16 protein-coding genes and 1 pseudogene are annotated in these 13,734 nt (G+C 74.7%); 12 read left to right on the forward strand and 5 right to left on the reverse strand.

Going from position 1 to position 13,734, the window contains the following annotated elements; all coding sequences use genetic code 11:
• Positions 1 to 22: 22 nt before the first annotated feature.
• Positions 23 to 955, reverse strand: a complete 933-nt coding sequence (locus CCO04_RS10795; RefSeq protein WP_215814151.1) for an ABC transporter substrate-binding protein — start codon at positions 953 to 955, stop codon at positions 23 to 25.
• 31 nt (positions 956 to 986) lie between these two features.
• On the opposite strand from CCO04_RS10795, the gene CCO04_RS10800 reads away from it, so the two are divergent.
• The 9 genes from CCO04_RS10800 to CCO04_RS10840 all read left to right on the forward strand — a co-directional run bounded on the left by CCO04_RS10800 (position 987) and on the right by CCO04_RS10840 (position 8,076).
• The gene (locus CCO04_RS10800; protein ID WP_215814152.1) at positions 987 to 1,991 is read left to right on the forward strand and encodes an iron ABC transporter permease; all 1,005 of its coding nucleotides are present in this window, start codon (positions 987 to 989) and stop codon (positions 1,989 to 1,991) included.
• Entirely contained in the window at positions 1,988 to 2,980 is a 993-nt protein-coding gene (locus CCO04_RS10805; protein ID WP_215814153.1) for an iron ABC transporter permease, read from the forward strand. The genes CCO04_RS10800 and CCO04_RS10805 overlap by 4 nt, the downstream gene beginning before the upstream one ends.
• On the forward strand, positions 2,977 to 3,762 hold the full coding sequence (locus CCO04_RS10810) for an ABC transporter ATP-binding protein (protein ID WP_215814154.1): 786 nt from the start codon (positions 2,977 to 2,979) through the stop codon (positions 3,760 to 3,762). Before CCO04_RS10805 ends, CCO04_RS10810 begins: the two co-directional genes overlap by 4 nt.
• Entirely contained in the window at positions 3,759 to 4,424 is a 666-nt protein-coding gene (locus tag CCO04_RS10815; protein WP_215814155.1) for a nitroreductase family protein, read from the forward strand. Before CCO04_RS10810 ends, CCO04_RS10815 begins: the two co-directional genes overlap by 4 nt.
• Before the next feature lie 40 nt (positions 4,425 to 4,464).
• On the forward strand, positions 4,465 to 4,830 hold the full coding sequence (locus tag CCO04_RS10820; RefSeq protein WP_215814156.1) for an MmcQ/YjbR family DNA-binding protein: 366 nt from the start codon (positions 4,465 to 4,467) through the stop codon (positions 4,828 to 4,830).
• 23 nt (positions 4,831 to 4,853) lie between these two features.
• A complete protein-coding gene (locus CCO04_RS10825) occupies positions 4,854 to 5,354 on the forward strand; it encodes a hypothetical protein (RefSeq protein WP_215814157.1) in 501 nt (166 codons plus the stop codon).
• A 14-nt stretch (positions 5,355 to 5,368) separates the two neighbouring features.
• A complete protein-coding gene (locus tag CCO04_RS10830) occupies positions 5,369 to 6,694 on the forward strand; it encodes a DUF2252 domain-containing protein (protein WP_215814158.1) in 1,326 nt (441 codons plus the stop codon).
• A gap of 135 nt (positions 6,695 to 6,829) precedes the next feature.
• A complete protein-coding gene (locus CCO04_RS10835; RefSeq protein WP_215814159.1) occupies positions 6,830 to 7,840 on the forward strand; it encodes a triacylglycerol lipase in 1,011 nt (336 codons plus the stop codon).
• 95 nt (positions 7,841 to 7,935) lie between these two features.
• Positions 7,936 to 8,076: a hypothetical protein gene (locus CCO04_RS10840; protein ID WP_215814160.1), complete on the forward strand. Its 141-nt coding sequence runs from the start codon at positions 7,936 to 7,938 to the stop codon at positions 8,074 to 8,076.
• 104 nt (positions 8,077 to 8,180) lie between these two features.
• Here the strand turns inward: CCO04_RS10840 and CCO04_RS10845 are convergent, their stop codons facing one another.
• Both CCO04_RS10845 and CCO04_RS10850 read right to left on the reverse strand, forming a co-directional pair.
• The gene (locus CCO04_RS10845; protein WP_215814161.1) at positions 8,181 to 8,975 is read right to left on the reverse strand and encodes a GNAT family N-acetyltransferase; all 795 of its coding nucleotides are present in this window, start codon (positions 8,973 to 8,975) and stop codon (positions 8,181 to 8,183) included.
• A complete protein-coding gene (locus CCO04_RS10850) occupies positions 8,972 to 9,337 on the reverse strand; it encodes a metalloregulator ArsR/SmtB family transcription factor (protein ID WP_215814162.1) in 366 nt (121 codons plus the stop codon). Before CCO04_RS10850 ends, CCO04_RS10845 begins: the two co-directional genes overlap by 4 nt.
• A 101-nt stretch (positions 9,338 to 9,438) precedes the next feature.
• Here CCO04_RS10850 and CCO04_RS10855 point away from each other — a divergent pair, with 101 nt between their 5' ends.
• A complete protein-coding gene (locus CCO04_RS10855; RefSeq protein ID WP_215814163.1) occupies positions 9,439 to 10,758 on the forward strand; it encodes an NAD(P)-binding domain-containing protein in 1,320 nt (439 codons plus the stop codon).
• A 37-nt stretch (positions 10,759 to 10,795) separates the two neighbouring features.
• Positions 10,796 to 11,623, forward strand: a pseudogene (locus tag CCO04_RS28485) (MFS transporter); the annotation flags it as partial.
• A gap of 197 nt (positions 11,624 to 11,820) precedes the next feature.
• Here the strand turns inward: CCO04_RS28485 and CCO04_RS10860 are convergent.
• Entirely contained in the window at positions 11,821 to 12,285 is a 465-nt protein-coding gene (locus tag CCO04_RS10860) for an arsenate reductase ArsC (protein WP_215814164.1), read from the reverse strand.
• A complete protein-coding gene (locus CCO04_RS10865; RefSeq protein ID WP_215814165.1) occupies positions 12,282 to 12,977 on the reverse strand; it encodes a metalloregulator ArsR/SmtB family transcription factor in 696 nt (231 codons plus the stop codon). The genes CCO04_RS10860 and CCO04_RS10865 overlap by 4 nt, the downstream gene beginning before the upstream one ends.
• Positions 12,978 to 13,014: 37 nt before the next feature.
• Here CCO04_RS10865 and CCO04_RS10870 point away from each other — a divergent pair, with 37 nt between their 5' ends.
• Positions 13,015 to 13,734, forward strand: a complete 720-nt coding sequence (locus CCO04_RS10870; RefSeq protein WP_215814166.1) for an MIP/aquaporin family protein — start codon at positions 13,015 to 13,017, stop codon at positions 13,732 to 13,734.

Below are 13,734 nucleotides of genomic sequence, written 5' to 3' on the forward strand. Positions count from 1 at the left end.
AGAATGAGAATGATTCTCAATACTATTTGCGGAGATTCTCCTCGACGGTGTCGAGCACCAGGCCGAGCGAGATGGTGCCGCGGCCGGTGGCCCACACCGGCGCCTCGACCTCGACGACCCGATCGGCCCGGACGGCGGAGAGCCCGGCCCAGACCGGGTCCGAGGCCAGCCGGTCGCTGAGCGGCTCGGCGTCCTTGGAGGCCGAGAAGGCCTGGGCGAACACCAGGTCCGGGTCGACCTTGGCGATCTGCTCGACGGCCACGCTGGCGAACGGGTCGTCGCCGGCCGGCCACGGGTAGTCGCTGACCTCGGCGAGCAGCGAGCCGACCGGCGTCTCGACCGAGTCCACGCCGAGGCTGCCCGGCTCGCCGTACATCGACAGGGTGGTCAGCTCGCTCGGCTCCTGCGCGGCGGCCTCGACCCGCGCGACGAAGGCGTCGGCCTTGTCCGTCGCGGCCTGCTCGGTGCCGGTGATCCGGCCGATGGTGCGCAGGAACTCCACCGAGTCGCGCCACGAGTGCGGGTCGACGAGGTAGAGCGGGGCGTGCGCCTCGACCGCCGTGCGCAGGCCGTCCTGGGCGCCGGCCAGACCGATGACGAGGTCGGGCGTGGCGAGCGCGATGTCCTCGACGTTCTCCTCGCCGAAGCCACCGGTGATCTCGCGCATGTCGGCATCGGGTCCGGCATAGCGCTCGTCGAGGGCGAGCGGCTCACGGTAGGCGACCGGCGTGATCCCGACCTCGGTCAGCGCGTCGACGCAGATCATCGTCAGGCAGGCGATCCGCTCGGCCGGACCGGACAGCCGGATCTCGGCGCCGGTGTCGTCGGTGAGCGTGATCGGCTCGGCGCCACCGGCGGGCTCGTCGGCCTCGGACGTCCCGCCGCACGCGGCGAGCAGCGAGGCGGTCAGCAGGGCCGCCGGCACGAGGGCGGCGAGGGGGGTGGGTTTGCGCATGGATCCTCCTGTGGTGAACGATGAGTTGGAAATGATAATCATTCTTAACTCGACGAGCCGGGTGCGCCCCACCGCCGCCCTCGCCGTGGCCGGCCTCGCGACCGGCTGCTGCCTGCTGGCGGCGCTGTGCATCGGGGAGCCGATGGCCGCCCCCGGGACGGCGCTCGCCGCGCTCCTCGACCCGGCGCACCCGCTCCACGTCGCCGTCGCCGACGTCCGCCTCCCCCGCGCGCTGCTCGGGCTGGTCGCCGGCGCCGGGCTCGGCGTCTCCGGGCTGCTGCTCCAGGACGCCCTGCGCAACCCGGTCGCCGGTCCCGAGCTGCTCGGCGTCTCCTCCGGCGCGGCCGTCGTGGTCGCCACGATCGTCGTGCTCGGCCTCGCCGTGCCGCTCGCGCTCCAGCCCTGGCTGGCGCTCGCCGGCGCGCTCGCCGCGGGCGCCGTCGTGCTGCTCACGATCGGGCGCACCCGCGACCCGGACCACGTGGTCCTGGTCGGTGCGGCCATGTCCGCGGCGTGCGGCGGGCTCGTGGTCGCCGTGGTCGGCCTCGGCACCCAGGGCAACGTGGTCGTGCTCTTCCGCTACCTGCTCGGCAGCCTCGCGGCCCGCGGCTGGCCGCACCTGACCACGGTCGTGCCGCTCGTCCTCGCCGGGATCGCGGTGGCCTGGCTGCTGCGCCGCCGGGTCGAGGCGCTCACCCTCGGCGACGAGGTCGCGTCCGGGCTCGGCGTACCGGTCACCCGGACCCGGGTACTGGCCGTCGGCGTCGCCGCCCTGCTCGCCGCCACCGTCGCCGCGGCCTGCGGGCCGGTCGCGTTCGTCGCGCTGCTCGCGCCCCACGTCGCCCGCCGCGCCCTCGGTACGACGAGCACCCGCCGGGTGCTGCCGCTCGTGGTGCTCACCGGCGGCCTGCTGCTCGCGCTCGCGGACCTCGCCGCGCGCCGGCTGCTCTACCCGGTCGAGGTGCCGGTGGGCATCGCGACCACGCTCGTCGGCGTCCCGGCACTGCTCCTGCTCCGCCCCCGGGCGCGCCCGTGAGCCGGCCCCAACGCGCGATCACGGTCGTGGCCGCCGGCGCGGTGGCCGCGCTCGTGCTGGTCCTCGCGCACCTGTTCCTCGGCCGCTCCGAGCTGCCGCCGGGCGACATCGTCCGGGCGCTCACCGGACGCCCACGACTGCCGGTGCACGAGGTGATCGTGCTGCAGTACCGCCTGCCCCGCGTGCTCGTCGGCCTCGGTGCGGGCGCCCTGCTCGCCGTGTCCGGCGTGCTCGTCCAGGCCGTGGTCCGCAACCCGCTCGCCGAGCCCGCGACCACCGGCGTCGGCGCCGGAGCGGCCCTCGCGGTCACCGGATCCCTCGTCCTCTGGCCCGAGCACGGCCTGGCCTATCCCGCAGCGATGGCGGGCGCCCTCGCCACCGGCGCCGTGCTGTACGCCGCCGGCCGGCGCTCCCTCGCCGTGGCCGGCGTGCTGCTGGGCGCCGTCCTCTCCGCCGCGACCTCGCTGGTGCTCGTCGTCGACTCCGCGCCGATCGCGGTCGTGCTCCGCTGGCTCGTCGGCTCGCTCAACGCGCGGACCCCGCAGGACTGGGCTCAGCTGTGGCCGTGGCTCGCCGTGCTGCTGCCCCTGGCCTGGCTGCTGGCCTCCCGGCTCAACGTCTGGGCGCTCGGCGAGCCGGCCGCGGTCGGGCTCGGTCTGCGGACCGCCCCCTTCCTCGCGGTGGTCCTGCTGGCCGCGGTCGCCGCGGCGGCCGCGGCGATCGCCGCCGCCGGAGCCGTCGCCTTCGTCGGCCTGGTCGCGCCCCACGTCGCCCGGCTCGTGGTCGGCGCCGACCACCGGCTGCTCCTCCCGGTGGCGGCGACGCTGGGCGCGGTCCTGCTCAGCCTCGCCGACCTCGCCGCCTTCTCCGTCTCGATCCGGCTGCCCGGGCTCGACACCGACGTGGCCGGCGTCCCCGTCGGCGCCGTCACCGCGCTGCTCGGCGCCCCCGTCCTGATCAGCCTCGTCCGCAAGGAGAACCGCCGATGACCCCCACCCCACCGGTGCTCGCCGCGCGCGACCTCGCCGCCGGGCACGGCCGGCGCACCGTCGTACCGGCGCTGACGCTGGACGTCGCCCCCCGCACCGTCACCGCCCTCGTCGGCCCCAACGGGTCGGGCAAGTCGACGCTGCTGATGACGCTGGCCCGGGTGCTGCCGCGCCACGGTGGCGAGGTGCTCCTCGACGGCCGGCCGATGGGGCGGCACTCCTCACGCGAGATCGCGCGGCGGCTCGGGGTGCTGCCGCAGACGGCCGTCGTACCGGTGGGGGCGACGGTGCGCGAGCTCGTCGAGCAGGGCCGCTATCCCCAGCGCGGACCGTGGGCGATGCTCCGCCCCCAGGACGATGCCCCGCTGCACCGCGCCCTCGAGCTGACCGGCCTCTCCGCGCTCGCCGGACGCCGCCTCGACACGCTGTCCGGCGGCGAGCGCCAGCGCGCCTGGATCGCGATGACCCTGGCCCAGGAGACCGGCGTGCTGCTCCTCGACGAGCCGACGACCTACCTCGACGTACGCCACCAGATCGACCTCATGCGCCTGGTCGAGCACCTCCGCGACGACCACGACATCACCGTCGTGATGGTGCTCCACGACCTCAACCAGGCCGCCCGGTACGCCGACCGCATCGTCGCCCTCCGCGACGGCCGGATCCTCGCCGACGGCCCGCCGGCCGAGGTGCTCACCAGCGCCACCCTGCAGGCGGCCTTCGACGTCGACGCCGTCGTCCTCGACGACCCGGTCAGCGGACGACCGCTGTTCGTGGCGCGATGAGGGCGCTCGTCCACGCGGTCCACGACGCCCTCAACGCGACCGCCGTACGCCGGACGCCGGACCCGGACCTGCTCCCGCCCCGCCCGTGCGCCCCCACCACCCGCGCGCTGCCCGCGCCCCGCACGCCCGGCGGCAGCCTGCAGGCGGTGCTGCACGCGCGCCGCTCGCGGTACGCGTTCGGCGCCGTCCAGCCGCCGCTCGCCGACCTCGCGGGCCTGCTCCGGCACGGGATCGGCACCGCGCCCCGCGCCGGCGGCCTGCCCTCCGTCGTCGCCTCGCTCGTGGTGCGCGGCACCGGGCCGCTCGCCCCCGGCGTCCACCGCGCCGACCTCCGGCTCCCGCTGCCCGGCCTGGTCACCGTGCGCACCGGCGACCCGACCCCCTATCTCGCAGCGAGCCTCGACCAGCCGCCGTTCGCGACCCGGGTCCCGCTCTGGATCGCGCTCGGCATCGACCTGGGCGCCACCCTCGGCCGCTACCCCGCCCGTCACTACCGGACCCTGCACCTCGACGCCGGCGCCGCGCTGCAGAACCTGCTCCTCGTCGGCACCGCGCTCGGCCTCGCCACCTGTCCCGTGATGGGCTACGACGACCGCGCCTGGGCCCGGCTGCTCGACCTGCCGGACGACGTCCTGGTCGCGGGACTGGTCGCCGTCGGCTGAGCACCTCGGCGATGTCGGTGGCCACCCCCACGATGGACCCATGGCGACGATCGACGACGTGCTCGCGCTGGGCAGCGAGCTCGAGCGCTCGTACCCGGTCCACGTCCGGCGCCGGCTGAAGTTCCGGGTCGGCCAGATCGTCTACGTCGCCTTCTCGCTCGACGAGCAGGTGATGGGCTTCGCCTTCCCCAAGGAGGAGCGTGACGCCCTCGTCGCCGGCGACCCCGACCGCTTCCAGCTGCCCTCCGAGTCCGACCTCCGCTTCCACTGGGTGCACGCCACCCTCGCCGCGCTCGACCCCGTCGAGGCGCGCGAGCTCGTCGTCGACGCCTGGCGGATGGTGGTCCCCCAGAAGCTCACCCGCGCCTACGACCTCACCCACCCCGACGGACCAGGAGCCCCCTGAGGTCACGCCGTAGGATCGCCGACGTGGAGATCCAGCACCTCGTCGACGCCGTGGCCCCCCTTCTTCGCGAGCCCGCGGCCGAGGAGGACTTCGTCTACGGACTGGCCGCCTTCCCGGCCACCGGGACCGACGTGATGATCAACGTCGACCCCGAGCTCGAGGACCGCTCCGACGTCGAGGTGCCCGCCCTCGTCGACCGGGTCGCCGCCTTCCTGGCGCTGTCCCCCGAGCAGTGGGACGCGCTCGTCACCCGCACCGTCACCGAGATCGAGGAGGCGGCCGGCGAGGTCGCCGTACCGGTGGCGCTGCGGGAGGACCTCGACCTCACCTCGGTCGTCGTCTTCATCGACGCCGTGCTGCTCTCGTTCATCGCGCCGCTGCAGCTGCCCGACGGCATCGTCCGGGTCCAGCTCGACGCGGACCTGGCGTTCGAGGACATCGAGGTGCAGATCGAGGACGGCACCGAGACCGTCACGTTCGACACCATGGACGACCTGCTCGACCACATCTCCCGCGAGGACTGAGGGCGCTCCGGCCGATGACCCCCAGCCCCGTCCACGCGGCGCCGCCTGCTGAGCAGCGGGCGCGGGGGCGCGAGCTGCGGAGCGTGGTCGGCCGCGAGCGGCTCGCCGAGCTGGAGCCGGCCGCGGACCGCGACCCGGTCGCCGTCCTGGCCGAGCAGGACCGGGGCCGGCTGTCCGCGCTGGTGCCGGTGCGCCACGAGCGGATGGCGGAGTCGCCGTTCGCCTACTTCCGCGGCGCCGCCGCGGTGATGGCCGCGGACCTCGCCACCACCCCGAGCACCGGGGTCCACGTGCAGGCCTGCGGCGACGCGCACCTGTCGAACTTCGGCGTCTTCGCGGCCCGGGACCGGTCGCTGGTCTTCGACGTGAACGACTTCGACGAGACCACGCCGGGTCCGTGGGAGTGGGACGTCAAGCGGCTCGTCACCAGCGTCGTGCTGGCCGGGCGGCAGCAGCAGATCACCGGCCCGGACGTCGACGCGGCGGCCGAGGCGACCGCGCGGGCCTACCGGCTGGCCGTGCGGACCCTGGCCAAGAAGCCCGCGATGGCGCGCTACTACGAGCGCATCGACGCCGCGACCCTCCGCGCGTGGGGGACGTCCCTGGACGAGCGGCAGCGCCGCGTCGCCGAGCAGGGCATCGCCAAGGCCCGCCGCAACACCTCCGAGCGGGCGCTGAAGAAGCTCACCGTCACCGACCGGTCCGGCGTACCGCGGATCGTCGACCAGCCGCCCCTGGTCACCCGGCTGCCCGAGCTCGACCAGGAGGTCGCGCGCTCGCTCGCCGAGGCCTACCTGCGCTCGGTCCCCCCGGATGTCGCGGGCGTCCTCCAGCTCTTCCGCTTCCAGGACGCGGCGCTCAAGGTCGTCGGCGTCGGCAGCGTCGGGACCCGCTGCCTGCTGGTGCTGATGACCGATCCGACCGGCGACCCGCTCTTCCTCCAGCTCAAGGAGGCGACCGCCTCAGTGCTGGAGCGCCACGTCGGCGCCAACCCCCTGAGCACTCCCGCCGAGCGCGTGGTCGCCGGGCAGCTGATCATGCAGGCGTCGTCCGACCCCTTCCTCGGCTGGTTCACGGCGCCGGACGGCCGCTCGTACTACGTGCGCCAGTTCCGCGACATGAAGGGCTCGCTCGACCTCGGCCTGCTCGACGCCGGCGGCCTGGCCCGGTACGGCGAGCTCTGCGCGAGCACCTTGGCGCGGGCCCACTCCCAGCTCGGCGCCGCCGCGACGATCGGCGCCTACCTCGGCAAGTCCCGGGTCGCCGACCAGGCCCTGGCCGCGTTCGGGCAGCGCTACGCCGACCGGACCGAGGCGGACCACGGGGCGCTCGGCCGCTGATCGCGGGGCCCCGCCCGGACGCCCGTACGGGATCTCCGCCCCGCGGACCCCCGGCGGTTGACGCGCCGCGAAGACGCGTCCGACCCTGCGAGAGCAGCGCGCGCTTCTCACTCTCGGAACCCACAGGAGACGCCCATGAGACGCCTTGCCCTCGCCGCCTTCGGCGGCCTCATCTCCCTCATCCTGATCGCGCCGTCGACCCCTCCGGCCGCGGCCGACGTGGCCGCCGGCCACCTGTTCCCCCGCGCCCTCCGCTACGGGCAGCTCGGGGACGACAACTCCATCCCGGCCGCGTTCGCGACCTCGATCCTCCAGCCGAACCGCAACCCCCTCGGCGCCAACGACTGGTCCTGCCGGCCGTCGGCGAAGCACCCGCGGCCCGTCGTCCTCGTCCAGGGGACGCTCGCCAACCCCTACGCCAACTGGAACGGCCTCTCGCCGATGATCAAGCACGAGGGCTACTGCGTCTTCGCGCTCAACTACGGCAACACGACAGGGATCCCGTTCGTCAACGCCACCGGCGACCTGATCGACAACGCCCGCGAGGTCGCCGCGTACGTCGACCGCGTGCTCGCCGCCACCGGTGCCACCCAGGTCGACCTGATCGGCCACTCCCAGGGCGGCGCCCTGGCGCGGTACTACACCAACGTCCTGGGCGGCGCCCCCAAGGTGAACCAGGTGATCGCGCTCGCGCCGTCCAACCACCCGACCACGCTGGCCGGCATCACCGAGCTCGGCAAGATGTTCCGGCTCTTCGGCCTGGCGATGGGGCTGTTCGACATCCTGCAACTGCCGGCGCTGAAGCAGCAAGCCGACCAGTCACCGAACCCGCAGGCGCCGTTCTACCAGCAGCTCAACGACAACGGCGAGACCGTCGCGGGCGAGCGCTACACCAACATCGTCACGCGCAACGACGAGGTCGTCACGCCGTACCGGGCGGGCTTCATCACCGCCGGGCCGGGCGCCACGGTCGACAACATCGTGCTCCAGGACAAGTGCGGGCTCGACCAGTCCGAGCACCTGAGCATCGTCTACAGCAAGAACGTCGCCCAGATCGTGCTCAACAAGCTCGACCCCAGCGACACCTACCCGCTGTTCTGCTACGCCCAGGCGCCGGTCTTCGGCAACACCCAGCTGTTCGGCTAGGGCGTGTCTCCCAAGTCCGCGCCTACTGCGCGGACTTGGCAGACGCGCCCTAGGCGCGCCGACGAAGGACGAGGCCGGCCACCCGCGCGCGACAAATGGGAGGTATCGCGCCGCAGTGGCCGGCCGAGTCCACCCTCGGCGACACCGGACGCGACGTCAACGCACCCGGTGGCCGGGCGCCCGAGATCCGTACGGGCGTCCGGAGGCCCGGTCCCGACGACACGACGACGGCGTGAGGTTTCGGTTGGGTCGCCAGGACCGGGCCGGACCACCTTCGGGACCACGGACCAGGGCTGTCAACGGACGGAGCGGTGACCGGGCGCAGATCCGGACGGACGTCCTAGGGCCGCCAGGTGTAGGGCGTCGTCGTGGACACCCGGACGAAGCCGTAGCGCTCCAGGATCGGGCGCGAGTACTCCGTCGAGTCGCTGTGGATCAGCGTCCGGCCGCGGCGCAGCGCGGAGCGGGCCCGGGCGGAGGTGAGGGCGCGGTAGATCCCGTGCCGCCGCCACGCCGGGAGGGTCGAGCCGCCCCAGATCCCGGCGAACTCGGTGCCCGGCACCGGCTCGAGCCGGCCGGCGGAGACCATGGCGCCGTCCGCCTCGGCGACCCAGAGCTCGAGGTCGTCGCCGGCGGAGAGCCGGCCCACCAGGTCGACCGCGATCGCCTCGCCGTCGGAGGGCGGGTCATCGAACGCCCGTGCGCTCATGGCGCACATCGCGCGGACGTCCGCCTCGGTGCTGACCTGGCGGATCGTCACCCCCTCCGGCAGCGGTACGTCGACCGCGAGGCTCGCCGCCTCGCCGATCATGATCGACTCGGTCTCCTCGGCGACGAAGCCGTGCCGCGCCAGGCTCTCGGTCAACCCGGGCGCGAGGTCGTGGGCCCGGGTCTTCCACTCGACCTCGGTGGTCGCGGGGTCGGCGGCGAAGTGCGCCCGCGCCTGCCCGACGAGCTCGTCGATCGCCGCGGCGTCGGCGCCGCCCAGGTCGCGGTAGGTCACGAAGCCCCGGCCCTGGGCGAACGTGACCAGGCGCAGGGGCCCGAGCACGCGCACCGCCAGCGCGCCGGCGGCCTCGGCGTCGGTGCGCAGCTGGTCGTCGTACGCGGCGAGGAGGCGGGCGGCCTCGCTCATGCGCCGGCTCCCGCGGGCGCCAGCGCCGTCGCCAGCGAGGCGAGCACGGCGGGCGCGACGCGGTAGTAGGCCCACTTGCCGCGCTGCTCCCGAGTCGCGAGGCCGGCGTCGACGAGCAGCTTCATGTGGTGCGAGACGGTGGGCTGGCTGAGCCCGACCGGCTCGGTCAGGTCGCAGATGCAGGCCTCGCCCTCGGGCGAGGCCGCGATGAGCGAGAGCAGCTTGACCCGGGTGGGGTCGCCGAGGGCCTTGAACATCCGGGCCAGGGTCGCCGCGGTCTCGTCACTGACCAGACCGCCGGTCAGCGGCGAGCAGCAGGCGGCCAGGTCGTCGGGCTGGATCACCGGAAGCGGAGTGGGCACGCACCGAGTCTGCCCGATGCATTGACATTTGTCGATGCGTCCCTAGGGTTGTCGCATCGACAACCGTCGATGCATGATGTCCCCGAGCTGAGGAGCACGTGATGAGTGACCTGCCTGTCGTGGTGATCGGCGCCGGCCCGCAGGGGTTGGCCGCCGCGGCCCACCTGCGCGAGCGCGGCCTGGAGCCGTTGGTGCTGGAGTCGGGCAGCGGTCCCGGTGCGGCCGTCGCCGAGTGGGGCCACGTACGCCTGTTCTCGGCCTGGCCCGAGCTGGTCGACGCCGCGGCGGTCCGGCTGCTGGAGCCGACCGGCTGGACCGCGCCGGCCTCCGGCTACCCGACCGGCGCCCGGTGGATCGCCGACTACCTCGCCCCGCTGGCCCGGGCGCTCGCCCCCCACGTCCGGTACGACGCCCGGGTGGTCGCCGTCTCGCGCAAGGGCCGCGACCGCCTGGTCGACGCCGACCGCGCGGCCCAGCCGTTCACGGTCCACGTCGTCGACGCCGCGGGCCACGAGTCGCGGCTCGAGGCGCGGGCGGTGATCGACGCCTCCGGCACCTGGCGCCGCCCGGGCCCCGCCGGCGCCGACGGCGTACCGGCGCTCGGTGAGCGGGCTGCCGCCGACCGGATCTCCTACCAGGTCCCCGACCGCGCGACCCCCGAGCGGTACGCCGGACGGCACACCGTCGTCGTCGGCGCGGGCGACTCGGCGTTCAACGCGGTCCACGAGCTCGTCCAGATCGCCGAGCAGCACCCCGGCACCCGGATCACCTGGGCCCTCCGCCGCGTCGTCAGCGCCGGCACCTTCGGCGGCGGCGCGGCCGACGAGCTGCCCGAGCGGGGCGCGCTGGGCCAGCGGGCCAAGAAGGTCGTCGAGGCCGGCGTCGTCGAGCTCGTCACCGGGTTCCGCACCGCCGAGGTCCGCCACGCCGACGAGGGCGCGACCCTCGTCGGCGAGGACGGGCGCGCACTCGCCGTGGCGGACAACATCGTGGTGCTGACCGGCTTCCGCCCCGACCTGTCGTTCCTTTCCGAGCTGCGCCTGGACCTCGACCCGACCCTGGAGGCGCCGCGCCGGATCGCCGCCGAGATCGACCCGAACCTCCACTCCTGCGGCTCGGTCCGGGCCACCGGCGCTGCCGACCTCGCCCAGCCCGAGCCGGACCTCTACCTGGTCGGCATGAAGTCCTACGGCCGCGCGCCGACCTTCCTCGCGCTGACCGGCTACGAGCAGGTCCGCAGCGTCGTCGCCGCGCTGGCCGGCGACCACGAGGCCGCCGCCCGCGTCGAGCTGGAGCTGCCGGACACCGGCGTGTGCGGAGGGGCCGGCGTCTTCGACGACCCCGACAGCGCCGCCGGCGCGGGCAGCGGCTGCTGCGCGCCGGCGCCCCTCGAGATCGGCCGAGCCCCTGTCGACGCCTGAGCCCGTCGACCCGACCGGACGCCGGGCGCGGGCGGCGCTGGTCGCGCTCTGCGCGACGGTGACCATCGCCTACGGCGTCCTCTACTACTCGTTCACGGTGCTCGCCCCGGCGATCACCGACGAGACCGGCTGGTCGGCGACGGCGGTCACGGCGGCGTTCTCGGCCGGCAGCCTCTTCGGGGCGCTGGCCGGCGTCCTGGCCGGGCGGATCCTGCAGCGCCGCGGCCCCCGTCTCGTCATGACCGCCGGGAGCATCCTCGGCGCCGGCGCCGGCTGGCTGCTGGCGGGGGCGGCGAGCGCGGGCACCTTCTACCCGCCCGCGTTCGCCGCGCTGACCCACTGGTTCGGCAACCGCCGGGTGCAGGCGATCACGACGCTCACGCTGGTCGCCGGCTTCTCCTCCACCGTCTTCGCGCCGCTCACCGCGCTCCTCGACGACCGGATCGGCTGGCGCGCGACCTACCTCGTCCTCGGCGCGCTGATGCTCGGCGCGACGGCGCCCGCCCACGCGCTGGCCCTGCGGCTGCCCTGGCACCCCACGCCGTACGGCGGCCCGGCGGGCCCCCGCACGACCTCCGACCGCGACGTCCTGACCAGCCGTACGTTCCTGCTGCTCGCCACCTCGGGAGCCCTGACCTCACTGGTCATGTACGCCTCGCTGGTGCACCTGGTCCCGCTGCTCCAGAGCCGCGGCACCAGCGTCCAGCTCGCCGCGTGGGCCGTCGGCCTGAGCGGCGCGGGCCAGGTCGTCGGGCGGCTGCTCTACCCCGCGCTCGTCCGCCGGATGCCCCCGAACCCCCGTGCGGTGCTGGCGATCGTCGTGCTGTCGGCGATGGTGCTCGCGCTGGGCGTCGTACCGGGGCCGGTGGCGGTGCTGCTCACGATCGCGATCGTCGCCGGTGCCGCGCGGGGGCTGTTCACCCTCGTCGGCGCGACCGTGGTCAGCGAGCACTGGGGCCCGGAGCGCTACGCCGCGCTCAACGGCGTCTACAACGCACCCCTCGGCGTCGCGGCCGCGCTGGCACCGGCGTTCGGCGCCGCCGTCGCGGCAGCGACCGGCAGTCACTCGGCGCTGTTCGTCGTCCTCGGACTGCTGGGACTGGTCGCCGCCCTGCTGGCGTCGGTCGCCGGCACGCCCAGCTCGTCGAGCAGCACCAGCACCCGGCGCTCGATCTCGTCGCGGACCGGGCGGACGCCGTCGACGTCCAGGCCTGCGGGGTCGTCGAGCTTCCAGTCCTCGTAGCGCTTGCCCGGGAAGTAGGGGCAGGCGTCACCGCAGCCCATCGTGACGACGACGTCGGCAGCGCGCACGATCTCGTCGGTCCACGGCTTGGGGAACTCACGGGCGATGTCGATACCGCGCTCGGCCATCGCCGCCACCGCGGCCGGATTGACCTGGTCGGCCGGCTCGGACCCACCGGAGCGCGCGATCGCCCGCCCCTTGGCGTGGTGGTTGAAGAACCCGAGCGCCATCTGCGAGCGACCGGCGTTGTGCACGCACAGGAACAGCACGACCGGGGCGCTCATCGCAGGCCCCCCGCCAGAACCCGCACCCGGCCGGCGATCTCGTCGTGGGCCCGGTCGAAGGCGGCCGCGCCCCCGGCCGCGACCGGGTCCGGTACCGACCAGTGCAGCTGGGCGGCATCGCCCAGCTCCTCGTGCGCGCGGTCGCAGACCGTGACGACCAGGTCGTCCTCGGTCAGCGCCGGAGCGAGGTCCTCGACCCGCTGCGGCCGTACGTCGGGCAGGTCGAGGTGGTGCCGGCGCGCTGCCGCGACCGCCCGCCGGTCGATGCGCTCGGCCGGATGGGTGCCCGCGGAGTCCGCCGGGACCCGGCTCGCCTGGCGCCAGAGGGCGGCGGCGAGGTGGGAGCGCGCGGTGTTGGCGGTGCACACGAACACGAGACGGGCCGGCGTCCGCAGGTGCGGCACCGCCACGGCCCCGGGGTCCGCCGCGGGCGCGACCACGTCGGGCACCAGCCGCCAGTAGCTGCGCCGCCCGTCCCCCTCGGAGCGCCGGCGCCGGATCACGCCCGCCGCCTCGAGGATCTTGAGGTGGTGGGCCAGCAGGTTGGACGGCGTACCGAGCCGGGCGCTCAGCTCGGACGACGCGGCATCACCCGCGCCCAGCAGGTCGACCACTCGCAGCCGCGTCGGATCGGCGAGCGCGGCGTGGACCTCGACCCGGCGGGCCAGCTCGGCATCTTGCTCAGTGTTCATTGCCTCAAGATTGACTGAGCAATCTCTGATCGTCAAGATGGGCGCCGTGAGCACTCCCCCACCCGCACCGCTGCCCCGGCGCCTCCTGGCCGAGCTCGTCGGCACCGGCCTCCTGGTCACCGTGGTCGTCGGCTCCGGCATCGCCGCGCAGAACCTGTCGCCGGATGACATCGGCCTGCAGCTCCTGGAGAACTCCCTGGCGACCGCGCTCGGGCTGGGCGTGCTCATCGTGTGGCTCGGCCCGGTCTCCGGCGCCCACCTCAACCCCGTGGTCTCCCTGGCCGACTGGTTCCTCGGCCGCCGCGACCGCACCGGGCTGTCCCTCCCCCACGTCGGCGCGTACACCGTCGCCCAGGTCGTCGGCGGCATCGCGGGCGCCGTGCTCGCCAACGTCATGTTCGAGGTCGACCAAGGCCTCGCCACCCAGGACCGGGTCAGCAGCGGCCACCTCGTCGGCGAGGTCGTCGCCACCGCCGGACTGGTCGCGCTCGTCTTCGCGCTGGTCCGCACCGGCCGCACCACGCTCGCGGCACCAGCCGTCGGCGCCTACATCGGCGCGGCCTACTGGTTCACCAGCTCGACCTCGTTCGCCAACCCCGCCGTCACCCTCGGCCGGATGTTCACCGACACCTTCGCCGGCATCGCGCCCGGCTCCGTCCCGGCCTTCGTCGCCCTGCAGCTCGCCGGCCTCGCGGTCGGGGTCGCGCTCACCCTCGCGCTCTACCCACGACCCCAGGACCCGACCATCCAGGGCTGA

The organism is Pimelobacter sp. 30-1 (assembly GCF_018831735.1).
Classification (GTDB): domain Bacteria; phylum Actinomycetota; class Actinomycetes; order Propionibacteriales; family Nocardioidaceae; genus Nocardioides.

Coding starts and splice junctions, on each gene's coding strand:
- CCO04_RS10795 (WP_215814151.1), bottom strand. CDS start 955: ATGCGCAAACCCACCCCCCTCGCCGCCCTCGTGCCGGCGGCCCTGCTG.
- CCO04_RS10800 (WP_215814152.1), top strand. CDS start 987: ATGATAATCATTCTTAACTCGACGAGCCGGGTGCGCCCCACCGCCGCC.
- CCO04_RS10810 (WP_215814154.1), top strand. CDS start 2,977: ATGACCCCCACCCCACCGGTGCTCGCCGCGCGCGACCTCGCCGCCGGG.
- CCO04_RS10815 (WP_215814155.1), top strand. CDS start 3,759: ATGAGGGCGCTCGTCCACGCGGTCCACGACGCCCTCAACGCGACCGCC.
- CCO04_RS10820 (WP_215814156.1), top strand. CDS start 4,465: ATGGCGACGATCGACGACGTGCTCGCGCTGGGCAGCGAGCTCGAGCGC.
- CCO04_RS10830 (WP_215814158.1), top strand. CDS start 5,369: ATGACCCCCAGCCCCGTCCACGCGGCGCCGCCTGCTGAGCAGCGGGCG.
- CCO04_RS10835 (WP_215814159.1), top strand. CDS start 6,830: ATGAGACGCCTTGCCCTCGCCGCCTTCGGCGGCCTCATCTCCCTCATC.
- CCO04_RS10840 (WP_215814160.1), top strand. CDS start 7,936: ATGGGAGGTATCGCGCCGCAGTGGCCGGCCGAGTCCACCCTCGGCGAC.
- CCO04_RS10845 (WP_215814161.1), bottom strand. CDS start 8,975: ATGAGCGAGGCCGCCCGCCTCCTCGCCGCGTACGACGACCAGCTGCGC.
- CCO04_RS10855 (WP_215814163.1), top strand. CDS start 9,439: ATGAGTGACCTGCCTGTCGTGGTGATCGGCGCCGGCCCGCAGGGGTTG.
- CCO04_RS10860 (WP_215814164.1), bottom strand. CDS start 12,285: ATGAGCGCCCCGGTCGTGCTGTTCCTGTGCGTGCACAACGCCGGTCGC.
- CCO04_RS10865 (WP_215814165.1), bottom strand. CDS start 12,977: ATGAACACTGAGCAAGATGCCGAGCTGGCCCGCCGGGTCGAGGTCCAC.
- CCO04_RS10870 (WP_215814166.1), top strand. CDS start 13,015: ATGGGCGCCGTGAGCACTCCCCCACCCGCACCGCTGCCCCGGCGCCTC.